The following is a 19,984-nucleotide window of genomic DNA, read 5'->3' as shown; positions in this document are numbered from 1 at the left end:
TTTCAGAGCGCGAACAGGCCGGGGAGGTTGCGCGTCTCGCCAACGCCGGAAAGGCGTGATTCCGGCCGGTCTGGCATAGCCTCCAGCTTGTCGGCTTGCATCATGTCGAGCCAACGCTGGTAGAAGCCGCGCTGGTTGGCGTCATTGTACTGGCCGCGGTAGACGATGCCCGGCAGGGTATCGTGCTCGATCTGGCGCGATATGCCGCAACGGTAGTGCAGGCGTTCGTGGCGGGTGACCACACCGCGGTTGACTGTGGTGCAGTTACTCCAGTTCTCGCCATCGTCCATCTCGAACGTGCCTCCTGGGCCAAAGGTCTGCATGACCCCTTTAGTAATTTCATCCTTGATGTCATCTGGCATCGCCTTGTTGACGATCACCCAGGTCTTGAGTTCGAATTCCATCGGTCCCTTGGGCTGCCACTGACGGAAGGTCGAAATGCCTGGAAGGAACGACACGTTGGGGAAAATCGACGCGGAGGCGACCGATCCGAAAATCTTCGAGCGCATCTCGCCTAGCCGTTGGGCCATCTTGGGGCGGATCTTCTCATAATATTCGAGAACTTTTGGCCGGCCGAGGAGGAAGAGATCGCCCACCCCTTCGGTGCCGAATTCCCACCCGTGGCCGTTAACGCTGGCATGGTAGGAATTTTCCATGTCGATCGGCGGGAAGGGCTCACCGTTGTTCATCGAACGGCAGCCGGAATCATGGGTCCAGCCAGCATGGTAGGCATCGCCGATGAAGTTCTCGACGCCGAACTTCCAGTTGGCGTTCATCACCGACTTGATGCAGCCGCCGATCAATTCGGTGCCGCCTTCTTCGTTGTCGAGCAGCATGTCGAGGTACCAGCGGAAGTCGCCCAGCCAGGCATCGAGGCTCGGGCCGTCTTCGGCGAAGGTCGCAAAAACCAGCCCCTTGTAACTGGCAACCCGGGCTACCTGCTTCAAGCCGTTCTTTTTCCGATCGATATCGTTTTCGTCGTAGCAATATTCCTCGTGCATGCCTTTCAGTTCACCGCCGGTATCAAAGGCCCAGCCGTGGTAATTGCAGACAAACCGGCGGGTGTTTCCGGCGTCGGCAAAGCACACCTTGTTGCCGCGATGCGGACAGGAATTCAGGAAGACCCTGATTGAGCCATCAGGCTGACGCGCGACGATCACGGCGTCTTCGCCCATGTGGGTGGTTAGAAAATCGCCTGCCTTGGGCAGCTGGCTTTCGTGGGCCACGAACAGCCAGGACCGCGCGAAGATGCGGTACAGTTCTTCCTCGTAAATCTCGGCATCGCTGAAGATCCGGCGGTCGAGCCAGCCTTCCTTGAGGTCCATGTAACGCGAAAAATCTGGTTCACGGCCGATCCGTTCGATTCGCATGTCATTCTTCTCCCGATAATTTCTTCTAGAAAAACACGTTGATGTTGCTGTCTGGCAGCACCGTATGGTCAAGCGCGATGTCACGCGCAGCGAGGCACCAGCCCTGCGTTCCATGGCGCCACCGGTCGGTGCGCCCCGCAGTAAATTGACGCGCCAAGCCGTCGATGCGGTTGCGATGAATGACGATTACCGAGTGTACGATCATCTCGTTTTCGGCATCCGCAGGTTCGATTTCGACGTTCGATATGACGCGGCGCACGAAATTGGGCGGATCCTCGGCCCAGGCATATCCCGAGCGCAGGCGATCGATCCTGAGTTTAAGGCGCGCGATGTTCTCGTTAAAAACAACGCCAGCGCCGACTGGCGCCGGCGGCGACCGATCCGCCCGGAAGCGCCGCCGTTTGAGGTCCATTCGGTAGGTAACATCGTCGCACAGCAGCTCCAGCCAGTCCTCGAAGCGTTCGGCATCGAGGAGACGCGCTTCGTGATACAGTCGCTGCGTCAGAGCGATCATGTCCTCTACCGGGACCGGGGCAGGGTTCATTTCAGGCATTCTCAGGCTCCTCAACGGAGAGCGAGTTAATGTTGTAGGTGGGAACCTCGGCCCAGCTTTCAGCCTGCATGTGTTCTTGCCAGCGGCGATAGAAATAGCGCTGGTTGTGCTCGCTCACCAATCCGGCTGCGATGTCGCCAGGAAAGCCATCGCGCGGCCCAGAACGGCCGAGCGCCATGTTAGTGAACACGTCCATCTGCGCCGTCCGCCAGCCACGCGACTGTTCGGTGCAGGCAGCGAGATTGTCTCCATCGTCATTGTCGAACAGACCAGCGAGACCGAAGGTTAGGCACTGATTGTCGAGGATCGTTGCCTGCATTTCTTCGGGCATGTCGTTTTCCACCATCGCCCAGGTCCATTGCTCGAGCTTGCCCGGACCCTTGGGATGATAGACCCGAAACCAGTTCAGGCCTGGCAGGAACTGGAGGTTGGGGAAAATCGTGATGTTGATCTGCGAACCCCACAGCTGTTCGCCGCGCACCTTGCCCAACCGCTCGATCGCCGTGGGACGATTGGCCTCCAGATAATCCATCATGGGCTTCGGTTCGGGGTAGAAGGCGTAGCCCGAAACCCCGTCGAGCGAGGTCAGCGCCATGTGGCCGTTCATTCCTGCGACGGAAAGCCCGCCTTCGAGGTTGGTACTCGAATTGCCGACGCTGAGACCAGCAAGGTCCATCGACTGGACGGCCGACATCGCTCCGGCATGCGCCCAACCCAGATGGTAGCCATCGCCGCAGACATTCTCAACCGGCAGCTTCCAGTTGCTGCCCAGCTCCATCTTCTGGGTTTCGCCGAGAAGCGAAGTTCCGCCTGGCATCGCATCCAGCCAGACATCGAGGAAGAATTTTGCATCGCCAAGGTAATCCTCGAGCGAGGGCGCATCTGGATCGAAGCAGCCGAAGACCAGGCCCTTGTATTCGGCAACATGGGTTACCTGAACCAGGCCCAGCTTGCTGCGGTCCAGTTCGCCAAAATAGGCCTCGTTTTCCAGCGGAACCCCGGCGAGCGACCCGTCTGGCGCGAACGACCAGCCATGATAATTGCAGGTAAAGGCCTTGGCATTGCCGCGATCGGCGCGGCAAATGCGGTTCCCGCGGTGGGTGCAGCTGTTGAGGAAGGCCTTGATCGACCCGTCTTTCTGGCGAATGACGATGACGTCGTCCTCGCCCATGAAGGTGCGGAAATAGTCACCAGCTTTGGGGATCTGGCTGGTGTGAACGAGGAACAGCCAGCAGCGACCGAAAATGCGTTCAAGCTCTTGCTTGTAGAGCTCCTCGTTCGAGTAGATCGTCCGCTTTTGACGGCCTGTCGTCGTATCGACCAGGTCGGAAACATCCATTGCTCTCTCCACTCACTCGCTGCCGCTGTTTTTTTGGTCAGTCTATCTTGAGTTATAACCTCCCGAGCACGGAATGTGCCAGTCTCGAAAATCAGTTTGTTTTCATCATTGTAACTGACGACCCGTCTGTTCGCCCTCCCCATGATTGACATATCTGTCAAGTCTGGGGAGATGATATAGCGCTGGGTTCACATATTTGTTATGGTTCGGCATGAAGCATCTTCCGGCCTATACCGACCTTACCAGCCGACTACGGTTTTCGCCTGAGCAAGGACGCATTTGGCGTGACAGCGAGCGCTGCGTATTGTTGAGCAATTCCGCGCTGACCATGTTGCGCAACGAACTGGTCGTCCAACTGGGCCTTGTCAAAGCGCGTCGGCTGTTTTGGGAACTGGGCTTCGCAGAAGGCGCGCGTTGCGCGGTTGAAGCAAAACATTTGCGGCCAGGCAGCAGTTTCCTAGATGCCTTCGCAGTTGGCCCACAAGCCCACGCAGTGACCGGGTTTGGCTGGACAGAAATCGAAACCCTGGAGACCGATACTGAGAACGGACATTTTGAAGGTCGGTTCCTGGTACACGATTCTATCGAGGCTGGGATTCATCTCGCCACCGAAGGCGTCCACACAGATCCGGTGTGCTGGTTGCAAACCGGTTTTGCCAGCGGCTTTGCGAGCACATTCGCAGGTCAGCCCATAATCATGCGTGAAATAGAGTGCCAGGGAATGGGGCATCGGGCCTGCCTGCTCCATGGCAAGCCTGAAGCCGAGTGGCCAAACCTGGACGATGTCGAAACCAATGCGGTTCCACTCGATCCGGCAGTGTCCAGGCACCAAGACAAACATTTCGTCGCCGGGGTATCGGCAGGCTTCAACGCAGTACGCAACCTGATAGAACGCACGGCACGAACCGATGCCAGCCTGTTGTTTCTCGGAGAGACGGGTGTCGGCAAGGAGGTGTTTGCCAAGCTGGCGCACCGGCTGAGCCTTCGCAATGATGCGCCGTTTGTCGCGCTCAATTGTGCGGCCATTCCCGAAGGCCTCATCGAAGCCGAGCTGTTCGGCGTGGCCAAGGGCGCTTTTACCGGAGCTGGAGCAGACCGGCCGGGACGATTCGAACTCGCCGACGGCGGCACGCTGTTTCTCGACGAAATTTCGATGCTTTCGCCGCTGGCGCAAAGCAAAGTCCTCCGGGCCATACAGGAAGGCGAGTTTGAGCGTGTGGGTGACACCAGGACCATCCAGGTGAACGTCCGCCTGATCGCGGCATCCAACGTCGATCTCGAGGCTGCGATGGACGAAGGGACCTTTCGTGCTGACTTGTATTTCCGGCTTTCAACTCTTCCTATCCGGGTTCCGCCGCTGCGAGAGCGGCGTGAGGACATCCCGGGTTTGATGGAGCACTTCCGGCGAAAATATGCAAAGCGTCATGGACGAGCGGTAGAAGGCTTCACAGCACGTTCAATCAATGCGCTGTTATTGCATGATTATCCTGGGAACGTCAGGGAGTTGGAACGGATGGTCGAGCGTGCCGTGCTTCTTGCCGACGAATCCGGGGCCATCGATTTGCGTCATCTCTTTATCGGGACAAATAATGTGCATGTGCGTCGCGGTCTTACGCTGACCTGCGACGGTCGCGTCGCCGAAGAGCAACCCGTAGACGGAGAGCCCTTCTCGCTTTCTCACATGGTGGGACTACTTCGCCAAAACGGAGCAACGCTTACGACGATAGAAGATGCGATTGTACGGTCTGCGATCGATGCTGCTGGCGGCAATGTTGCACAAGCGGCCCGGGAATTGGGACTGACGCGTCGACAGCTCTCTTACAAAGTTGAGAAAATGCAAAGTTGCGACTAGACCAGCCGGGCGTTGATGATTCTACGACGCATTGGATAATTTGCAATGACCTGCGATTTTCGCGAGAGGGAAGGAAGGGCAGGGCGGGGCCGGAAATTTGGGAGACTTTAGAATGCGTTCAGTTGCAATCGTAGGCGCAAATCTAGCAGGTGGGCGAGCGGCGGAAACGCTGCGGCAAGCAGGATTCGACGGTAGGATCACTCTGATCGGTGAAGAACCCTGGAGGCCCTATGAGCGCCCGCCGCTGTCCAAGGAGTTCCTGTGGAATCCAGCCGAAGTGCCGGACAATTTTTTCCTGCAGGATGAAAGCTGGTACTCCGACAACCGGATCGACTTGCTGCTCAACACCCGGGCCGAAGCGATCGATTTAGCTGCGAGCGGCGTGCGCCTCTCGGGCGGCCAATTGGTCGCCGCCGACAAGGTTTTGCTGGCGACCGGCGGACACGCCCGAAAGCTCAATCTGGCCGGAGCCGACTGCGCCAACGTGCATTATCTGCGCACCCAGGACGATGCCGCCAGAATGGCCCTCGACCTTCGTCCAGGCGCACGGGTGGTGATCGTTGGCATGGGCGTGATCGGGGCCGAAGTGGCTGCCAGCGCGATCAAGCTGGGCTGCGATGTGACGGCGGTAGAACCGCTGGCGGCTCCGATGGAACGTGCACTGGGCAAACGTTTCGGTCAGTGGCTGGGTGAGGAACACCGCAAGCGCGGGGTCAAGACCCATTTCAGCCGGGGCGTAACGGGTTTCAAGTTCGCGGACGGCCGCGTATCCGCGGTCGAGATCGACGACGGCACCATCATCCCTTGTGATGCCGTCGTTGTTGGGGTGGGCATCATTCCGGCAACCTCGCTGGCGGTCGATGCCGGGTTGGCTGTAAACAATGGGATCATCGTCGACCGTCGATGCCAGACCAGCAATCCGGCGGTGTTTGCCGCCGGTGACGTGGCCGAGCAGGACAGTTTTTTTGGCGGACGCTTGCGGCAGGAAACCTATCAGAACGCCGCCGACCAGGCCCAGGCGGCGGCCTTGGCGATGCTTGGTCACGAAGTCGATTACTGCAAACCGATGTGGTACTGGAGCGACCAGTTCGATCTGAACATCCAGTTCTGTGGGCAAATTCCGGTGCAGGCCGAGGTTGTCCTTCGCGGCGATATCGAAAGCAACGCTTTCGTCGCTTTCTTTCTGTCCGGCGATACAATTGACGGCGTGCTGACAGTCAACCGCGCGCCCGATATGGGGATTGGCAAGCGGCTGGTCGAACGGCGGGTTAGCGCGAGCGCGGATCGGCTTGCTGATGCGGACGTGTCTCTGCGCGAACTGCTCAAGCAGTCTGCCTGACGGTGCGTTGGCGGCGCGGGAGCGGTCTTATCCGATCCCGCCGCCCGCGACGAAGAGTGTCTGCCCGGTGACGTAGGAAGCCTCCTGAGAGGCCAGAAAACAAATTGCAGCGGCCAGTTCCTCAGGCTCGCCGAAGCGGGCCATAGGGGTGTCGCGCAAGGTCTGCTCCATCACGCCTGCAAAACCTGCCTTGACGGTTTCGCTCATCGGTGCAGGATCGCGCGGAGTGACCCGGGTGACGTTGACTCCGCCCGGCGCAACGCAGTTCACGCGCACGCCGCTGGCTTCCAGTTCCAGCGACAAGGCTGCGGTCAGCGCGGCAACCCCGCCTTTGGCAGCGGCATAGGGAACCCGGTTCACGCCGCGCGTGGCCACTGAACCGATATTTACGATAGAACCGCGCCCGGCCGCGAGCATGTACGGCAACACCGCGTGGCAGCACCAAAGTGTCGGCCACAACGAACGGTTGATTTCAGCCACGATCTCGTCTGGGGTATAGTCCCAAAAGGGTTTGGCCCAGATCGTCCCGCCGACATTGTGGACTGCCACGTCGATGCGGCCGAACTGATCGGCAACCGTCCGGTAAAGTTCGGTCGCTCCCTCGCATTTCTCGAGGTCGAAGATGGCGGCGTGAACATCGCAGCCCTTGTCCCGCAGGCGATCGACCGTAGCCTGCGTGGCGTCAGCCGCTCGGTCGGCAATGATGACGATCGCGCCTTCTTCAGCCAGACGCTGGGCCGTGGCTAACCCGATGCCTTGAGCTCCACCGGTCACAACCGCGATCTGGTTGTCGAACCGCTTGGCAAAAGTCATAATCCTGCTCCTCCGTTAGCCCTCATTCCTGCAACGAAACGCAAGGCTGGGTGGTTGCCTTGCCTATATTCTTGTTCTATGCCGCGCAAGGAAATGCGTTGCGCGATGGCGAATGATCGGGCGTTGCAGTGGCGATCACCGGACAGGATTTGAGGAGAGAAACGAAATGGCCCGTACACTTATTGATCCCAACGACGTGAAAGGTGCGTGGGCGATTATTCCCACCCCGGCGAAGGATAACGCCTCGGATTGGCGCGCGACAAAAACGGTGGATCTCGATGAGACCGCGCGCGTGGTTAACGGCCTGATCGATGCAGGGATCAACGGAATTCTCAGCATGGGGACGCTTGGCGAAGCGGCGACCATGACCCACGACGAAAAGCTCGATTTCATGAAGTCGCTGGTCGATGCAGCAGCCGGCAGGGTGCCGATTTTCGTTGGTACCACCTGCCTCAACACGCGCGACACGGTCGCGTTGACCCAGCAAGCGCTTGATATTGGCGCCGATGGCACGATGCTGGGCGTTCCGATGTGGTGCGCGCCAAGCGTTGATGTTGCGGTGCAGTTCTACAAGGATGTCGCTGAAGCCGTGCCTGAGATGAACATTGCCATTTACGCCAATCCCGAGGCATTCAAGTTCGATTTCCCGCGTTCATTCTGGGCCCAGGTGGCTGAGCTTCCGCAGGTCGTTACTGCAAAGTATATCGGCGTCGGCAACCTGTTGCCAGACCTTGCCGCGATTCGGGGCCGTATCAAGCTGCTGCCGATCGATTTCGATTACTACGGCGCAGCCCGTATGGACGACTCGATCGACGCCTTTTGGTCGAGCGGTGCCGTGTGTGACCCGCTGGTGACCACGACATTGCGTGACCTTGTATCGCAAGCGCGCGCGACCGGTGAGTGGAGCGCGGCGCGGGCCTTTATGGGCCGGCTCGGCCCAACGGCAGCGCCGCTGTTCCCTAACGGCAGCTTCAGGGAATTCTCGACCTACAACATCGCGCTTGAAAAGGCGCGGATGAATGCTGGCGGGTGGATGAATGCCGGCCCGGTTCGGCCGCCGTACCATCTTTGCCCGGAACCGTATCTCGAGGGGGCACGCAAGTCGGGCAAAATGTGGGCTGAACTTGGCAAGGCGCTTGCGGCCGAAAAATAGAATAAGCATGAAAATTGGGAGAGAGCGGGTGACGGACATCAAACTGTCTTGGCCGAAGAACTATAATGAAGTTCCTAAGGAAGCCTTCGTTCGCGAAGACATCTATGCGGAAGAGGTCAAGCGCATTTTTCATGGCACCGAATGGCACCCGGTCGCCCATGAAAGCGAATTGCCCAACCCCGGAGATTTCAAGACTTTCCGGTTGGCCGGCGTGCCTTTGCTTATCGGGCGCGACGTTGAGGGCGTGGTGCGGGTGTTCTACAACGCTTGCTCGCACCGCGGCAATCAGCTCGAGACGGCGGTCATGGGCAACAAGACCGAATTCGAATGCCCTTACCACCGCTGGCTCTTCGATTCGAAGGGTGACCTGGTTGGGTGTCCTAACCCACGGGAATTTCTGCCCGGCTTCAACAAAGCTGACTATCCGCTGGCCCAGCCGCGGTTCGACATCTATTTTGGCCTGATCTTCGTGACGCTTTCGGCGGAAACCGAGCCGCTGCTTGAATTTCTGGGCGACTCGCAGAATTGCTTGCGCGAGCTGCTTGCGGGCGACGGGCGGCTCAAGCTACTTGGCTACCAGAAGGTCCGTTATGATACGAACTGGAAGTCGTATACCGATAACGATGGCTATCATGCTCCGTTGCTGCATCAGGCGTTCAAGATGCTCAACTGGCAAGGCGGCAAGGGTCGCCAGTACACGGCAACGCACCGCGGCCACATCTGCTTCGAATCGGCCCTTTCTGTGGCAACCGGGCCTTCCGTGCTCAAGGACCCGTCGCTGATCGAGTTCAAAGGGCAGGACCCGGCGGTCGGATCCCGGATCGTCTCGCTGTTTCCAACCTTCGTTTCGACGAAGCATCTTGACGTCATTAACTTGCGCTTCGCGACACCGATCGATGCGGAGACGGTTGAAGTCCACTATGCCTATTTCGCCCATCAGGATGACGACGAGGAAATGGTCCGCCATCGCCTGCGGCAAAGTTCCAACCTTCTCGGCCCGTGCGGCTTGATCAGCATGGAGGATGCTTCGGTCTTTCACCGCATCCACATCGGAAACCACACCCCCGGCTCGGCTATTTTCCAGAAGGGCGTGCACGACCCTCTGAAGTTGGAATCTGAATTTCTTCAGAATGATGAGAGCGGCAACCTGCCGCGCTGGGAATATTACCGTTCGGTCATGGGTTTCGAAAGGGCGGCGGCATGACGCAGACAGATATATCGCTCGAAGCGGCGCTCAACGCCTTGCTGCTGGCTGATGCGCGCGCACTCGACGGCAAGGATATGCTGGGATGGCTGGGTAATTATGCGGAAGAGGAGGCTGCCTCATACTACTGTCGTTCGGCAGAGAATTCGGAGCACGGGTTAGCGATCGGCTTCATGTACGACGATTGCCGCTCCAGGCTCGAGGATCGCGTTACCTTCGTGAACGACATCTGGGTCGGAACCTTTCAGGACTATCGCACCCGTCATTTCGTCCAGCTCACCAGCTTTGATCGCATCGATGCAACCACCCTGGAAATGCGATCCAACTTTTCGGTGTTCATGACGCCTACGGACAGCGGGATCACCCAGGTCCTGGCTGCGGGACAGTACCTCGATACGGTGCGCCAAGGTAAGAATGGTGAACTCAAGCTGCTATCTCGGCGCGCTGAACTCGATACCTCGGTATTGCCGCGATACCTCGTTTATCCAATCTGACGGAGCCACCAAAGGTTCATCGCTCGTTTCCAGAACGACTGTTTGAGTACAGGACAATCGGGGGTCCAATGGCCTACTCGATTGCGCGGGCACTGCGGGATAAGAATTGCATATTGTCCAACAAACGGCTATCATTCGAGTCCTGAGCGCGCTTGGCGAGCGATGGCTTATCATGGACAGGTAAAACGAATTGGCGGCCATGGCTGGGCCAGATTCTGGGAGAGATTATATGGCGGCGAGTGTTTTTCCAAAAAACCAGGAAGAGTATTTCGAGCAGTTGCGAAGGGCACCGTTACTGGCGCTGCCGACCGCCTTGCTTTTCGTTGCCTCGATGGGTGGCATCGGAATTGTCTGGTATCTCGTAATGACGGGGCAAATGCCGATCTGGTCCGGAACCATCGCCAACGGCCTGATCACTTATCTGCTTTTCAGCGTAATACATGATGCGGCCCATATGTCCCTTTCAAGGGTCAAGTGGTTAAACGAGACGATCGGGGCGATCGGCCTTTTCTTTTTGTTTCCCTATGCGCCGATGGTACTTCTGCGTTGGGTGCACAACAAACACCACAGCTATGCCAACGGACCGCTAGACCCTGATCTCTTTGAACACGAATCGCCATGGTGGCAGGTACCGTTTCGCTGGACTCTGTTTGACGGCGCCTACATTTATTATTTCATCAAGTACGGCCAGAATGTTCGAAAAAGGCACGGCAGGGAACTCGTCGCCTTTTACTCAGGCTTGCTTGCGCTGTTTGTAGCGGCCCTTTATTTTGGGTTCGGTTTTGAACTCTTCATGTTGTGGTTCCTTCCCTCGAGGATCACGCTTTTCATGATTGCCGTCGTTTTCGTAATCCTGCCCCACTATCCGGCAATGGTCGCCCAAGATGAAGAGCCCTATATGGCGACGACGATGCGCTACGGATGGGAATGGCTGCTGACACCGTTGCTGGTCTATCAGAACTACCATCTCATCCATCATCTCTATCCAGAGATCCCCTTTTACAGGATGCACAAGGCCTATTTCGTCAAGTTCGATGAGATCAACCGTGAGAACATCAGCAGGCAGACAGCCTTTGGGCTCAAACCGGAGAACATGGAATCCCATCTGGCCTACCGCAAGGAAAAGGACACGGCATTGCAGCCAGCTGAATAATAGGTGGCTCGCACGCTGCTCGATAAGATCACTGCTGTCGTCGCCGTGACCGGCTAAGGCCGGGCGAATCGTGGGCGGGCGCAATTCTGCGCGAGTTCCCGCCGCCCCACTGCGCCGATCGCTAGGCACAAGCCAGCAATCAGCAGCCCCGGCGGGTTAAGGTGTTGGCACAATCGACGGGGCCGAGCATCATCCCCAGGAAGCTAGAACGAAGCAAGTCGGCCGACGAAGAGTAATTGGGTGCCACGCAAAGGAGCGTTAGGCAGGACGGTGCAACTTTGCTCAATTATGTAGGCCACCGAAAATGGCAACGGCGAGGATGTCCATTATGAGTACCAAAGAGATTGGGGGCGGTGTGCCATCTAATGCCATCCCGGCGAGTCGCCCCGAATTCGACGTCGGGTTTGCTTCAGACACATCGTCGTGGACGCCCTATCAGAAACTGGTGCTGCTGCTGTGCTCTTTGGTGATAGTGCTCGATGGTTTCGATGCACTGGCACTCGGGTTTGCCGCCCCGGCGATGCTGCCCGACCTTAACCTTACCAAGGAAGAACTTGCGCCGGTGCTGGCGATCGGCCTGATCGGCATGACCATAGGTGCCACAATCGGCGGGATCCTCGGCGACAAGTTTGGACGCAAGATAGCCCTGTTGGCCAGCACAATCATCTTCGGATCTATGACGGGCGCAATCGCTTTCGCCAATGACCTGCCGACACTGGGACTATTCCGCTTTATTGCGGGTATCGGTCTGGGCGGCGCGCTCCCGAATGTCACCGCACTGGTCGCAGAGTATACGCCCCAACACCGTAGGAGTTTTGCGGTTACGCTTAGTTTGATTTGCATGGCGGTCGGCGGAGTGATCGGCGGGTTCGTATCTGCTGAAGCGCTTCCGGCATTGGGCTGGCGGGGATTGTTCGCTGTGGCCGGCGTCTTGCCGCTGGTGCTGGCAGTGGCGCTGTTTCTGTTGCTGCCGGAATCTCCGCGATTTCTGGTGACCCGGCCGGAACGGTCGAACGAATTGCGCCGGATATGCGAACGGATGCGGCTAGACGTGCCGTCGGACGCAGTGTTTGTCGATCGCGCCGAATCGGGAGTCGACAAGATATCGACGGCAACCCTTCTCCGCCCTCCTTACTTGCGCGATACATTGCTCTTGTGGTTGGCATTCTTTGGCTGCCTGCTGGCGGTGTTCATGTCGTTTAACTGGCTTCCGACCATGCTCGCCGACGCCGGCTTCGACCTTCCGACATCGAGCCGCGGCCTGCTGACGTTTAATGTGGGGGCGATTGTGGCTGCGGTCCTGGTATCCTGGATAATCCTTTTCACCGGGTCGCGGTTGCCAATGCTGATTATGGCGCTTGGCGGTGCCGGGGGAGCCTTGGCGTTTGTCCCCCGTCAGCACCTATGGCACAGATTAGAGGTTGTGATTTAAGGAGGATTTGGGCTTCGTCGTAGTGACGAAGGAACGAAGATGAAGCCCAAATCCTCAAAGCCCAAATTGCCTGCCGAGCAGGTGGTGAAGGACATCCGCCGCAAGACCCGTCGGCATTTCTCTGCTGAAGACAAGATCCGCATCGTGCTCGATGGCCTACGCGGCGATGACTCCATTGCCGAGCTGTGCCGCCGTGAAGGGATCGCACAGAGCCTGTATTACACCTGGTCCAAGGAGTTCATGGAGGCCGGCAAGCGCAGGCTTGCTGGCGATACAGCCCGTGCTGCTACCACCGACGAGGTAAAGGATCTGCGCCGTGAAGCGCGCGATCTGAAGGAATGCGTGGCGGACCTGACGCTGGAGAACCGTCTGCTCAAAAAAAGCATGATCGCGGATGGGGGAGACGACGAATGAGGTATCCCGCATCCGAGAAGCTGGAGATCATCAGGATCGTCGAGCAGTCGCACCTGCCCGCCAAGCGTACGCTGGACCAGCTCGGCGTGGCACGGCGGACCTTCTATCGCTGGTATGACCGCTACCTCGAAGGTGGGCCGGAGGCGCTCCAGGACCGTCCTTCAGCGCCGAGCCGGGTGTGGAACCGTATTGGGCCCGAGGTGCAGGACCAGATCGTCGAGATGGCTCTGGAGCAGACCGATCTCAGTCCCCGCGAGCTGGCGGTGCGCTTCACCGACGAGAAGCGCTACTTCGTGTCCGAAGCCACGGTTTACCGGCTGCTGAAGGCCCATGATCTGATCACCAGCCCGGCCTACACGGTGATCAAGGCGGCAGAGGCGTTCCACACGCAGACCTCTCGACCCAATGAGATGTGGCAGACGGATTTTACCTACTTCAAGATCATCGGATGGGGCTGGGTCTATCTCTCGACCGTGCTCGACGATTACTCACGCTACATCATCGCCTGGAAGCTCTGCACCACCATGCGAGCCGAGGACGTCACTGACACGCTCGATATGGCGCTGGCAGCTTCAGGCTGCAACCACGCCAACGTGCTGCACAGGCCCCGCCTGCTGTCGGACAATGGCCCCAGCTACATTGCCGGGGAACTAGCCGAATACATCGAGGCAAACAGGATGAGCCATGTGCGCGGCGCTCCCTTCCATCCGCAGACGCAGGGCAAGATCGAACGCTGGCACCAGACCCTGAAGAACCGCGTGCTGCTGGAAAACTACTTCCTGCCCGGCGATCTCCAACAGCAGATCGAGGCCTTCGTCGAGCACTATAACCACCAGCGCTACCACGAGAGCCTGGACAATGTGACACCCGCCGATGCCTACTTCGGCAGGGCTGCCGCCATCATCAAACGAAGAGAAAGGATCAAGCGAAAGACACTCGAACATCGGCGCTTGCAACACTGCAAGCTCGCCGCCTAAACATCAATCCGAGACGAGGCCCACACTCCGCTGATCTACGCCGCGAGTTGTGCCAAATGTTCTGACGACGGACACCTGCCACTTGTGCTGCATCTGGATGATGACGACGATACACTGACTGTCGTCGCCAGCACGTTTGCTGGCAAGGCACGGGTCATATCCGTCCAAAGTGTTGCCGATGCCCGCGCCGCGATTGCTTCCCAGGATTTGGTGGCGGCGATTATCGATGTCTCTCTGGGTGAAGAGAGCTGCGCCGATTTCGCCAGGGAACTGCGTGAGAAATTCCCCGCATTGCCCTTGTTGTTCTTCACGGCGTTCGACGAGAGTGCCCACACCGGCGTTGCTGACAGGGCTTTGATCAAGAGCCGCGCCTCGGTTGACGACCTTGTCGAAGCAACGCTCGATCTCGTCATCAGGCGCCGGCAGGAGGCCCAGCGATGAATATCCTTTATGTCGACGATGAACCCGACATTCGCGAGATCGCCGAGATGGCGCTGGAGCTCGACCCCCAGTTTCATGTGCAAACTGCGGCGTCGGGTTCGGCAGCGCTGGCGCTGATCGAGGACTGGATGCCCGATGTGGCGCTGCTCGATGTGATGATGCCGGAGATGGACGGGCCGACCTTGCTGACGCACCTCAGGCAGGACGCTCGCTTTTCCAACCTGCCAGTAATTTTTGTGACCGCGCGGGCCCAGCGCAGCGAATTGCAGAACTTTTCCATGATGGATGCCGTAGGCGTCATCGCCAAGCCGTTCGATCCGATGACGCTCTCGTCCAAGGTTCGCGAGTTGATCGGATGAGTTCAGAACTGGAAAGCAGGATGGCGCAAATGGCTGCGCGCTTTGCGGCCCGTGCCGGCGAACACGAAGCTGCGTTGCAAGCCGCAATTGACGCCGACAACCGGGAGGCAATCGCTAGCCAAGCGCACAGGCTGGCAGGTATCGCGGGAATGTTCGGGCAGCCACAGATCGGCGAAGCCGCTGCAGAGCTTGAAGACATTTTCGAGGCCAATGGAGACTACCTCGCCGCGGCAGAGCGGCTATCAGCCTTGCTCCGCGATCTGCAAAATTAGGTTGCGGAGAAACCCTTGCGGGTCATCGTTCCCCAACTTTGCTGCTTGCGAATGAATTGCCACCAGCCCTGGAGACGCCAGAGATTCGAGAGCTGGCGGTAGCCAAAGTTCTCCAGCACTGCGATTACCGCCAGCACGGCCAATTCGCGTGCCTTGGGAAAGCGGCGCAGCTGTATCTCCTCCAGCACAAGCGTTGCGATCGAGAGAGATACGCCGAACATGAAAGTTACCGCGAGGAAGGCGAGCAACCAGGGCAGCGCCAGCAGTCCAAGAGCCCAGAGCAGTGGCACGAGAATATAGCCCAGCACTTCCAACAACGGCCCGAGAACATCAATGAGGAGGATATGACCGAAGCCGACGATGCCGATCCGGCCGTAGCGCGGATTGAACAGCATGTCCTTGTGCTTGACGAAGCATTCAAGCGCACCACGTTGCCACCGGGCGCGTTGACGCCCAAGCACGGACAGCGTGTCGGGACATTCGGTCCAGCAAACCGGTTCAGCAATGAAATTGATGCGGTAATCTCGCTTCGCTTCGCGCATCAGGCGATGGAGCTTGAGCACCAGTTCCATATCCTCGCCCACCGTGCCGTGGCTATAGCCACCGACCTCGACAACCTGACGGCGGCGGAACAGGCCAAAAGCGCCTGAAATGACTGTGAGCGCCTGCATCTTGGCAAGACCGACCCGCGCCATGAGGAAGGCGCGCAGGTATTCAACGATCTGCACCAGGGCCAGAAAGTTGCGGGGTAGCTTGATATCGCTGATGCGCCCAGAATCGACCTTGCAACCGTTGGCAATACGGATCGTGCCTCCCGCCGCTATGGTGAGGTCAGGCTCGTCGATGAAGGGCCGGACAACCCGCAGTAGGGCATCGGATTCGAGTATGGAATCTGCGTCGATGGCGCAGAAGAGCGCGGTGCGGCTGCAATTTATCCCAGCATTGAGGGCATCGGCTTTCCCGCCGTTTTCCTTGTCCACAACCAGCAGGCGAGGCAGACGCGACGACGCGTAAAAACCGCGGATCGGGACGTGCTCGACGCTGCGATCGACGAAGCGGTCCACCTGCTCCAGGCCGAATTCCGCGATAAGGCGGGCCAGTGTACCGTCTTTCGACCCGTCGTTGATGACGATCACTTCGAAATCGGGATATTGCAGCGCCAGCAGGCTGCGCGTGCTTTCTACGATAGTGAGTTCTTCGTTGAAGGCAGGGGCCAGTACCGAAATGGCTGGAGCCTGCTCGGAATAACGACGCCATAACGTTGCACTGCGAGGCACAGGCGGCCGCGTTCCGAGTGCTGCGCCTGCATAAAGCAGCAGCACGAAGTAGAAGACGATCTGCAACAGTCCCGCAACGATCGCCACCAGAGCAATCGCTTCGGCCGACGCGACCATCCACTCTGCGGGTTCGGGAATGGCGAAATCGAAGATCAAGCGCGGCCCTCCGCCAGCATCTTCAACGCGGCCGAACGGACGACCGGGTCCTCGTTCCGGCTCGCTTCTCGAAGTACAGAATGGCCGCGCGTTCCTATGCGCAGCAAGGCCTCGCTGGCCCGGTACCGCACCCAATATTGAGGATCATTGAGCAGTGTGGACAACCTATCCGCGGCGACGACGAGACGTGTATTGCCAACCGCTTCGGCTGCGGCAGCGCGCACCGTCCAGTTGGCGCTCGTAAGCCCCTCCATGATGGCCTCCGCCCCCGCAGGATGACCGGTGCGGCCCAGGGCCCTAAAGATGCGGGGTTGCAGTTCCGGTTCGTTGCCGGAATCGCGTGCCATGTGCGCTAGCAGCGGGGCATATTCGCCGCCGCGCTGCGAAAGGGCATCCATCGCGGCAACCTTGACGCGGTGGGACAGGTTTTTCTCGAACAATAGGCCAGCAACAGCTTCCGAATCTGTTTCGGCAAGATCAACCATCAACGAAACCAACAGCAGGGAATTTTCCTCTGTTCCTACGTTCAGCTTGTTTACGATATCGATCGGTGCCGGTGCATTTGCGTGCTGGGCCAAAGCCAAGGCAGCACCGAGCCTGACATCCGGATTACGGTCGTCCAGAGCGCCGATCACATGCTGATGCGAACCCTCGAACATCGAAAGCGCTTCGACCGCGTTGAGCCGTGATTGGGCTTTGCGCGAACGCAGCCGGACAATTAGCAGATCTGTCACACCAAGCGCTGTTGCGCGGGCAAGCAAGGCTTCACGCTCGCTGCCCCTCGTCATCTCTGCGATCTCAACCGCTAGGTCGGCAGCCGCCTGCAGCTCGCGCTTCCTGAGCGGCGCTAATTCTGCAGGATCGCCGTCAAGCAGAAGTGGTAGGAGTCGCTGTCGCGCCGCGCTGGTGCGGTCGAATAGCCGAGCAGATAGCACCCGCGCCAGTAGCAGAGTCAGCAACGCGAGCATGGCCAGCAGGCAAAGCGCGAGAGAAACCTCCCAGAGAGCACGCAATGTCGTCACAGCGAAAGCTTGACCCCGATACGCCCCTCAATGCGGTCGAATCCATTCTCGCGCCATTCTTGCGCGATACTGCCGGTTAGCGAGAGGTCTTGTGTAAGCGGAAATTCTCCGCCTGCGAATATGCTGGTAGTTTCGCGAACCACCCCGAGTTCGGTGTCTGGCCCAGTCGCTGCACCGATAAACAAACGGGTACGGGCGATTGGCAAATAGTCTGTACGCAAGCTGGCACCGATCTGCAGATCTTCACCATCCGCTGCGACGATGCGACCATGCAGGGACGTAGCGAAGCGACCGCCGCCGAAATACTGTGTGATGCCGGGCCGCACGGTCCAGACCTCTTGCAGAGAGTAGCTTTGCCAACTGCTATCGAGACTGGCGACGGTGCTAGGAGCGATCCTGTAATCGAAGCCTGCCGAAATACCCGTAGCCGGGCGGAAATCCGCATTCGGGGTCACAGATGCTCCGGCCCTTAGCCATAGGTTCTCCGTCGCCATGTGGGTGGCGAGTGCGCCAAGCTCCACATCTTCAGTACCGACGCGCCGATGCCAAGTCCCGCCAAGGTCGAGAGTTGTGCGTGTGCCGACCGGGAGGGACGCAAGTACGCCAAGCTCCTGCCAGTCATCCTGCCCACCGCCGGGATTGCTCACGGCCCCCTCGACGAGGACGAAGCCGCCCCGCGCAGCGCGCTCGGTCTCTCGGCGCTCCGCGACCAGCGCCAAGCCCTGCGAAGCGTCAGCGTATTCCGGAGCCAGTCGGAGTACTTTCTGGAAAGCGAATTCCGCGTCTTCGAGCTTGCCTAACGCCAGCAGTGCGAAGCCGTACTGGACGAGCGCATCGACATCTTCGGGCTTCTCCGCAAGCCAGTCTTCGAGAAGCGATGCCGCGAGCGCCGGATCGTCCGCCAGTCGCGCAGTGACAGCGCGATCATAGAGACTGTCCTGAGCTGATGCCGAAACGTTCGCCAAGGAAACGAAAAGCATTCCTGCCAAGAGCGTGCGCAAAGTCACTAATCCTTTAACAAGCGCGCGAGACGAGCGAGTAGTTCTTCGGGCATAAATGGCTTTACGAGATAGTCGCTGGCACCGATTTCCAGCGCCTCAACAATATCCTTCTCGCCCCGCCGGGCGGTCAACATGATTACCGGCGTATGTGCGTGTTGGCATGAAGCGCGCATGCGCCTTAGCACCTCGAACCCATCGTGCACCGGCATCATGGCATCAAGGACCACCGCATCGGGCGATGAATCCTCGAGACGAGCAAGCGCTTCGCGACCGTCAGCAGCAGTGACCGGGTGATAATCCCGCTGCGCCAAGCGGAATTCCAGAAGCTCCCTCATCAGGGGTTCGTCGTCGGCGACTAGTATCGTGTTCATGGCAGCCTAGATAGAAAAATCCCTCGAATGCGATACCGTCCACATGGTTAATTCTGCCCTAACACGACGAGTTGGTAGAGAGTTACGACGGAGCTTCGGCTTTTCTGGGATAGTTCACGGCATTCCATCCCACAATGTCCGCAGTTGGTTGCTAGCCAAAGGTCCGCTTCCGAGCCCTAATCGCAACAAGCGGACAGTCCGTAGCCGGCCCACCTCCCGCCAAGCTGCAACCGTTCTCTTTGTGGCCAATCATGGCCGAGGAGAACGACAATGGGCTATTCGAGATTTGATCCTGCCATACAGGCGCGTGCAGTGTGGAATGCTGGCAAGACCGTCGGCACAAAGCGACCACTGACACAAAAACAGATTTGGGCAATACGCTTCCATCTGGATCGTGAAGGTCGGCTACGGGATAAGGCGCTATTCGACCTAGCAATCGATAGCAAGTTGCGCGGATGCGACTTGGTCAAGATAAAGATCGGCGACGTCATAGCTGGGACCGACATCCGCACTAGGGCAATTGTCGTCCAGCAGAAGACCAATCGGCCAGTTCAGTTCGAGCTCACAGCCGATGTCCGTTCAACCCTGCTTTCCTGGTTAGAACGTCGGGGCGGCTCGACCAGCGAGTACCTCTTTCCAAGCAGGATCGACCACGCCGGACACATGAGCACGCGCCAGTATGCGCGCTTGGTGGATGAGTGGGTTACTGCGATTGGCCTACGGAAATCTGAGTACGGGACGCACTCGCTTCGACGGACGAAGGCCGCGATGATCTACCGCGCTACGGGCAACATCCGCGCAATTCAGATACTTCTAGGTCACACCAAGATCGAGAACACCGTTCGCTATCTTGGGGTCGATGTCGAAGACGCACTACTACTGGCGGAGCGCACGGAAATCTGACACCTTCGGGCGGTCGACCTCACCTGGTCGACCGCTTTCGGGTTGCGCCTGGAAAGGTGCAGTTGGCTGCAATGGGGTGGATTCCAGAT

General features: G+C 58.6%; 20 protein-coding genes. 12 read left to right on the top strand and 8 right to left on the bottom strand.

The window, feature by feature from the left end; genetic code table 11:
- Positions 1 to 2 precede the first annotated feature (2 nt).
- From U4960_RS09785 to U4960_RS09775, 3 genes are read right to left on the bottom strand one after another with little or no spacing between them, the layout of a single operon-like run.
- A complete protein-coding gene (locus U4960_RS09785; RefSeq protein WP_324260460.1) occupies positions 3 to 1,484 on the bottom strand; it encodes an aromatic ring-hydroxylating dioxygenase subunit alpha in 1,482 nt (493 codons plus the stop codon).
- Positions 1,396 to 1,923: an aromatic-ring-hydroxylating dioxygenase subunit beta gene (locus U4960_RS09780; RefSeq protein ID WP_324260459.1), complete on the bottom strand. Its 528-nt coding sequence runs from the start codon at positions 1,921 to 1,923 to the stop codon at positions 1,396 to 1,398. The genes U4960_RS09785 and U4960_RS09780 overlap by 89 nt, the downstream gene beginning before the upstream one ends.
- The gene (locus U4960_RS09775) at positions 1,916 to 3,262 is read right to left on the bottom strand and encodes an SRPBCC family protein (protein WP_072673746.1); all 1,347 of its coding nucleotides are present in this window, start codon (positions 3,260 to 3,262) and stop codon (positions 1,916 to 1,918) included. The genes U4960_RS09780 and U4960_RS09775 overlap by 8 nt, the downstream gene beginning before the upstream one ends.
- Before the next feature lie 211 nt (positions 3,263 to 3,473).
- Here U4960_RS09775 and U4960_RS09770 point away from each other — a divergent pair, with 211 nt between their 5' ends.
- Both U4960_RS09770 and U4960_RS09765 read left to right on the top strand, forming a co-directional pair.
- Entirely contained in the window at positions 3,474 to 5,114 is a 1,641-nt protein-coding gene (locus U4960_RS09770; protein ID WP_324260458.1) for a sigma 54-interacting transcriptional regulator, read from the top strand.
- Positions 5,115 to 5,226: 112 nt separating this feature from the next.
- Complete coding sequence (locus U4960_RS09765) at positions 5,227 to 6,453, top strand: NAD(P)/FAD-dependent oxidoreductase (RefSeq protein ID WP_324260457.1); 1,227 nt, start codon at positions 5,227 to 5,229, stop codon at positions 6,451 to 6,453.
- A gap of 27 nt (positions 6,454 to 6,480) precedes the next feature.
- Here the strand turns inward: U4960_RS09765 and U4960_RS09760 are convergent, their stop codons facing one another.
- Positions 6,481 to 7,266 carry a 1,6-dihydroxycyclohexa-2,4-diene-1-carboxylate dehydrogenase gene (locus tag U4960_RS09760; protein ID WP_324260456.1) on the bottom strand — a complete coding sequence of 262 codons (786 nt, stop codon included), beginning with the start codon at positions 7,264 to 7,266 and terminating at the stop codon, positions 6,481 to 6,483.
- Between the two features lie 166 nt (positions 7,267 to 7,432).
- Between U4960_RS09760 and U4960_RS09755 the strand changes: the two genes are divergently transcribed.
- The 9 genes from U4960_RS09755 to U4960_RS09715 all read left to right on the top strand — a co-directional run bounded on the left by U4960_RS09755 (position 7,433) and on the right by U4960_RS09715 (position 15,165).
- Positions 7,433 to 8,419: a dihydrodipicolinate synthase family protein gene (locus tag U4960_RS09755; RefSeq protein ID WP_324260455.1), complete on the top strand. Its 987-nt coding sequence runs from the start codon at positions 7,433 to 7,435 to the stop codon at positions 8,417 to 8,419.
- 28 nt (positions 8,420 to 8,447) lie between these two features.
- Positions 8,448 to 9,623, top strand: a complete 1,176-nt coding sequence (locus U4960_RS09750; protein ID WP_324260454.1) for an aromatic ring-hydroxylating oxygenase subunit alpha — start codon at positions 8,448 to 8,450, stop codon at positions 9,621 to 9,623.
- Complete coding sequence (locus U4960_RS09745) at positions 9,620 to 10,117, top strand: aromatic-ring-hydroxylating dioxygenase subunit beta (RefSeq protein ID WP_324260453.1); 498 nt, start codon at positions 9,620 to 9,622, stop codon at positions 10,115 to 10,117. Before U4960_RS09750 ends, U4960_RS09745 begins: the two co-directional genes overlap by 4 nt.
- A 229-nt stretch (positions 10,118 to 10,346) precedes the next feature.
- On the top strand, positions 10,347 to 11,270 hold the full coding sequence (locus U4960_RS09740; RefSeq protein ID WP_324260452.1) for a fatty acid desaturase: 924 nt from the start codon (positions 10,347 to 10,349) through the stop codon (positions 11,268 to 11,270).
- A 328-nt stretch (positions 11,271 to 11,598) separates the two neighbouring features.
- Entirely contained in the window at positions 11,599 to 12,702 is a 1,104-nt protein-coding gene (locus tag U4960_RS09735; protein ID WP_324260451.1) for an MFS transporter, read from the top strand.
- 39 nt (positions 12,703 to 12,741) lie between these two features.
- Positions 12,742 to 14,093, top strand: a protein-coding gene (locus U4960_RS09730) for an IS3 family transposase (protein ID WP_149036422.1) whose coding sequence is annotated in 2 segments (ribosomal slippage) — positions 12,742 to 13,077 and positions 13,080 to 14,093 — 1,350 coding nt in all. Because the reading frame shifts where the segments join, the coding sequence is not laid out codon by codon here.
- Between the two features lie 84 nt (positions 14,094 to 14,177).
- The gene (locus U4960_RS09725) at positions 14,178 to 14,534 is read left to right on the top strand and encodes a hypothetical protein (RefSeq protein WP_324260450.1); all 357 of its coding nucleotides are present in this window, start codon (positions 14,178 to 14,180) and stop codon (positions 14,532 to 14,534) included.
- Entirely contained in the window at positions 14,531 to 14,893 is a 363-nt protein-coding gene (locus U4960_RS09720; protein WP_324260449.1) for a response regulator, read from the top strand. The genes U4960_RS09725 and U4960_RS09720 overlap by 4 nt, the downstream gene beginning before the upstream one ends.
- A 29-nt stretch (positions 14,894 to 14,922) precedes the next feature.
- Positions 14,923 to 15,165 (top strand): Hpt domain-containing protein, encoded by a 243-nt coding sequence (locus U4960_RS09715; RefSeq protein WP_324260448.1) that lies wholly within the window; start codon positions 14,923 to 14,925, stop codon positions 15,163 to 15,165.
- On the opposite strand, the gene U4960_RS09710 is transcribed toward U4960_RS09715, so the two are convergent.
- The 4 genes from U4960_RS09710 to U4960_RS09695 are packed head-to-tail and all read right to left on the bottom strand — an operon-like array spanning position 15,162 to position 18,992.
- On the bottom strand, positions 15,162 to 16,598 hold the full coding sequence (locus U4960_RS09710) for a glycosyltransferase family 2 protein (RefSeq protein WP_324260447.1): 1,437 nt from the start codon (positions 16,596 to 16,598) through the stop codon (positions 15,162 to 15,164). The genes U4960_RS09715 and U4960_RS09710 overlap by 4 nt on opposite strands.
- On the bottom strand, positions 16,595 to 17,620 hold the full coding sequence (locus U4960_RS09705; RefSeq protein WP_324260446.1) for a HEAT repeat domain-containing protein: 1,026 nt from the start codon (positions 17,618 to 17,620) through the stop codon (positions 16,595 to 16,597). The genes U4960_RS09710 and U4960_RS09705 overlap by 4 nt, the downstream gene beginning before the upstream one ends.
- Positions 17,617 to 18,585 carry a YaiO family outer membrane beta-barrel protein gene (locus tag U4960_RS09700; protein WP_324260445.1) on the bottom strand — a complete coding sequence of 323 codons (969 nt, stop codon included), beginning with the start codon at positions 18,583 to 18,585 and terminating at the stop codon, positions 17,617 to 17,619. Before U4960_RS09700 ends, U4960_RS09705 begins: the two co-directional genes overlap by 4 nt.
- Positions 18,586 to 18,626: 41 nt before the next feature.
- Positions 18,627 to 18,992, bottom strand: a complete 366-nt coding sequence (locus U4960_RS09695) for a response regulator transcription factor (protein ID WP_324260444.1) — start codon at positions 18,990 to 18,992, stop codon at positions 18,627 to 18,629.
- 270 nt (positions 18,993 to 19,262) lie between these two features.
- On the opposite strand from U4960_RS09695, the gene U4960_RS09690 reads away from it, so the two are divergent.
- Positions 19,263 to 19,895 (top strand): tyrosine-type recombinase/integrase, encoded by a 633-nt coding sequence (locus U4960_RS09690; RefSeq protein WP_324260443.1) that lies wholly within the window; start codon positions 19,263 to 19,265, stop codon positions 19,893 to 19,895.
- The last annotated feature ends 89 nt before the right edge of the window (positions 19,896 to 19,984 follow it).

The sequence above is a fragment of the Altererythrobacter sp. H2 genome (genome assembly GCF_035319885.1).
Taxonomy (GTDB): Bacteria; Pseudomonadota; Alphaproteobacteria; order Sphingomonadales; family Sphingomonadaceae; genus 34-65-8.
This window is presented reverse-complemented; position numbering and strand designations above follow the sequence as displayed.

What these genes read in the sequence shown, in the direction of transcription:
- U4960_RS09770 (WP_324260458.1), top strand. Translation starts at nt 3,474, where the DNA reads ATGAAGCATCTTCCGGCCTATACCGACCTTACCAGCCGACTACGGTTT.
- U4960_RS09690 (WP_324260443.1), top strand. Translation starts at nt 19,263, where the DNA reads ATGGGCTATTCGAGATTTGATCCTGCCATACAGGCGCGTGCAGTGTGG.
- U4960_RS09765 (WP_324260457.1), top strand. Translation starts at nt 5,227, where the DNA reads ATGCGTTCAGTTGCAATCGTAGGCGCAAATCTAGCAGGTGGGCGAGCG.
- U4960_RS09745 (WP_324260453.1), top strand. Translation starts at nt 9,620, where the DNA reads ATGACGCAGACAGATATATCGCTCGAAGCGGCGCTCAACGCCTTGCTG.
- U4960_RS09715 (WP_324260448.1), top strand. Translation starts at nt 14,923, where the DNA reads ATGGCTGCGCGCTTTGCGGCCCGTGCCGGCGAACACGAAGCTGCGTTG.
- U4960_RS09760 (WP_324260456.1), bottom strand. Translation starts at nt 7,266, where the DNA reads ATGACTTTTGCCAAGCGGTTCGACAACCAGATCGCGGTTGTGACCGGT.
- U4960_RS09780 (WP_324260459.1), bottom strand. Translation starts at nt 1,923, where the DNA reads ATGCCTGAAATGAACCCTGCCCCGGTCCCGGTAGAGGACATGATCGCT.
- U4960_RS09740 (WP_324260452.1), top strand. Translation starts at nt 10,347, where the DNA reads ATGGCGGCGAGTGTTTTTCCAAAAAACCAGGAAGAGTATTTCGAGCAG.
- U4960_RS09755 (WP_324260455.1), top strand. Translation starts at nt 7,433, where the DNA reads ATGGCCCGTACACTTATTGATCCCAACGACGTGAAAGGTGCGTGGGCG.
- U4960_RS09735 (WP_324260451.1), top strand. Translation starts at nt 11,599, where the DNA reads ATGAGTACCAAAGAGATTGGGGGCGGTGTGCCATCTAATGCCATCCCG.
- U4960_RS09785 (WP_324260460.1), bottom strand. Translation starts at nt 1,484, where the DNA reads ATGGAACGCAGGGCTGGTGCCTCGCTGCGCGTGACATCGCGCTTGACC.
- U4960_RS09775 (WP_072673746.1), bottom strand. Translation starts at nt 3,262, where the DNA reads ATGGATGTTTCCGACCTGGTCGATACGACGACAGGCCGTCAAAAGCGG.
- U4960_RS09720 (WP_324260449.1), top strand. Translation starts at nt 14,531, where the DNA reads ATGAATATCCTTTATGTCGACGATGAACCCGACATTCGCGAGATCGCC.
- U4960_RS09695 (WP_324260444.1), bottom strand. Translation starts at nt 18,992, where the DNA reads ATGAACACGATACTAGTCGCCGACGACGAACCCCTGATGAGGGAGCTT.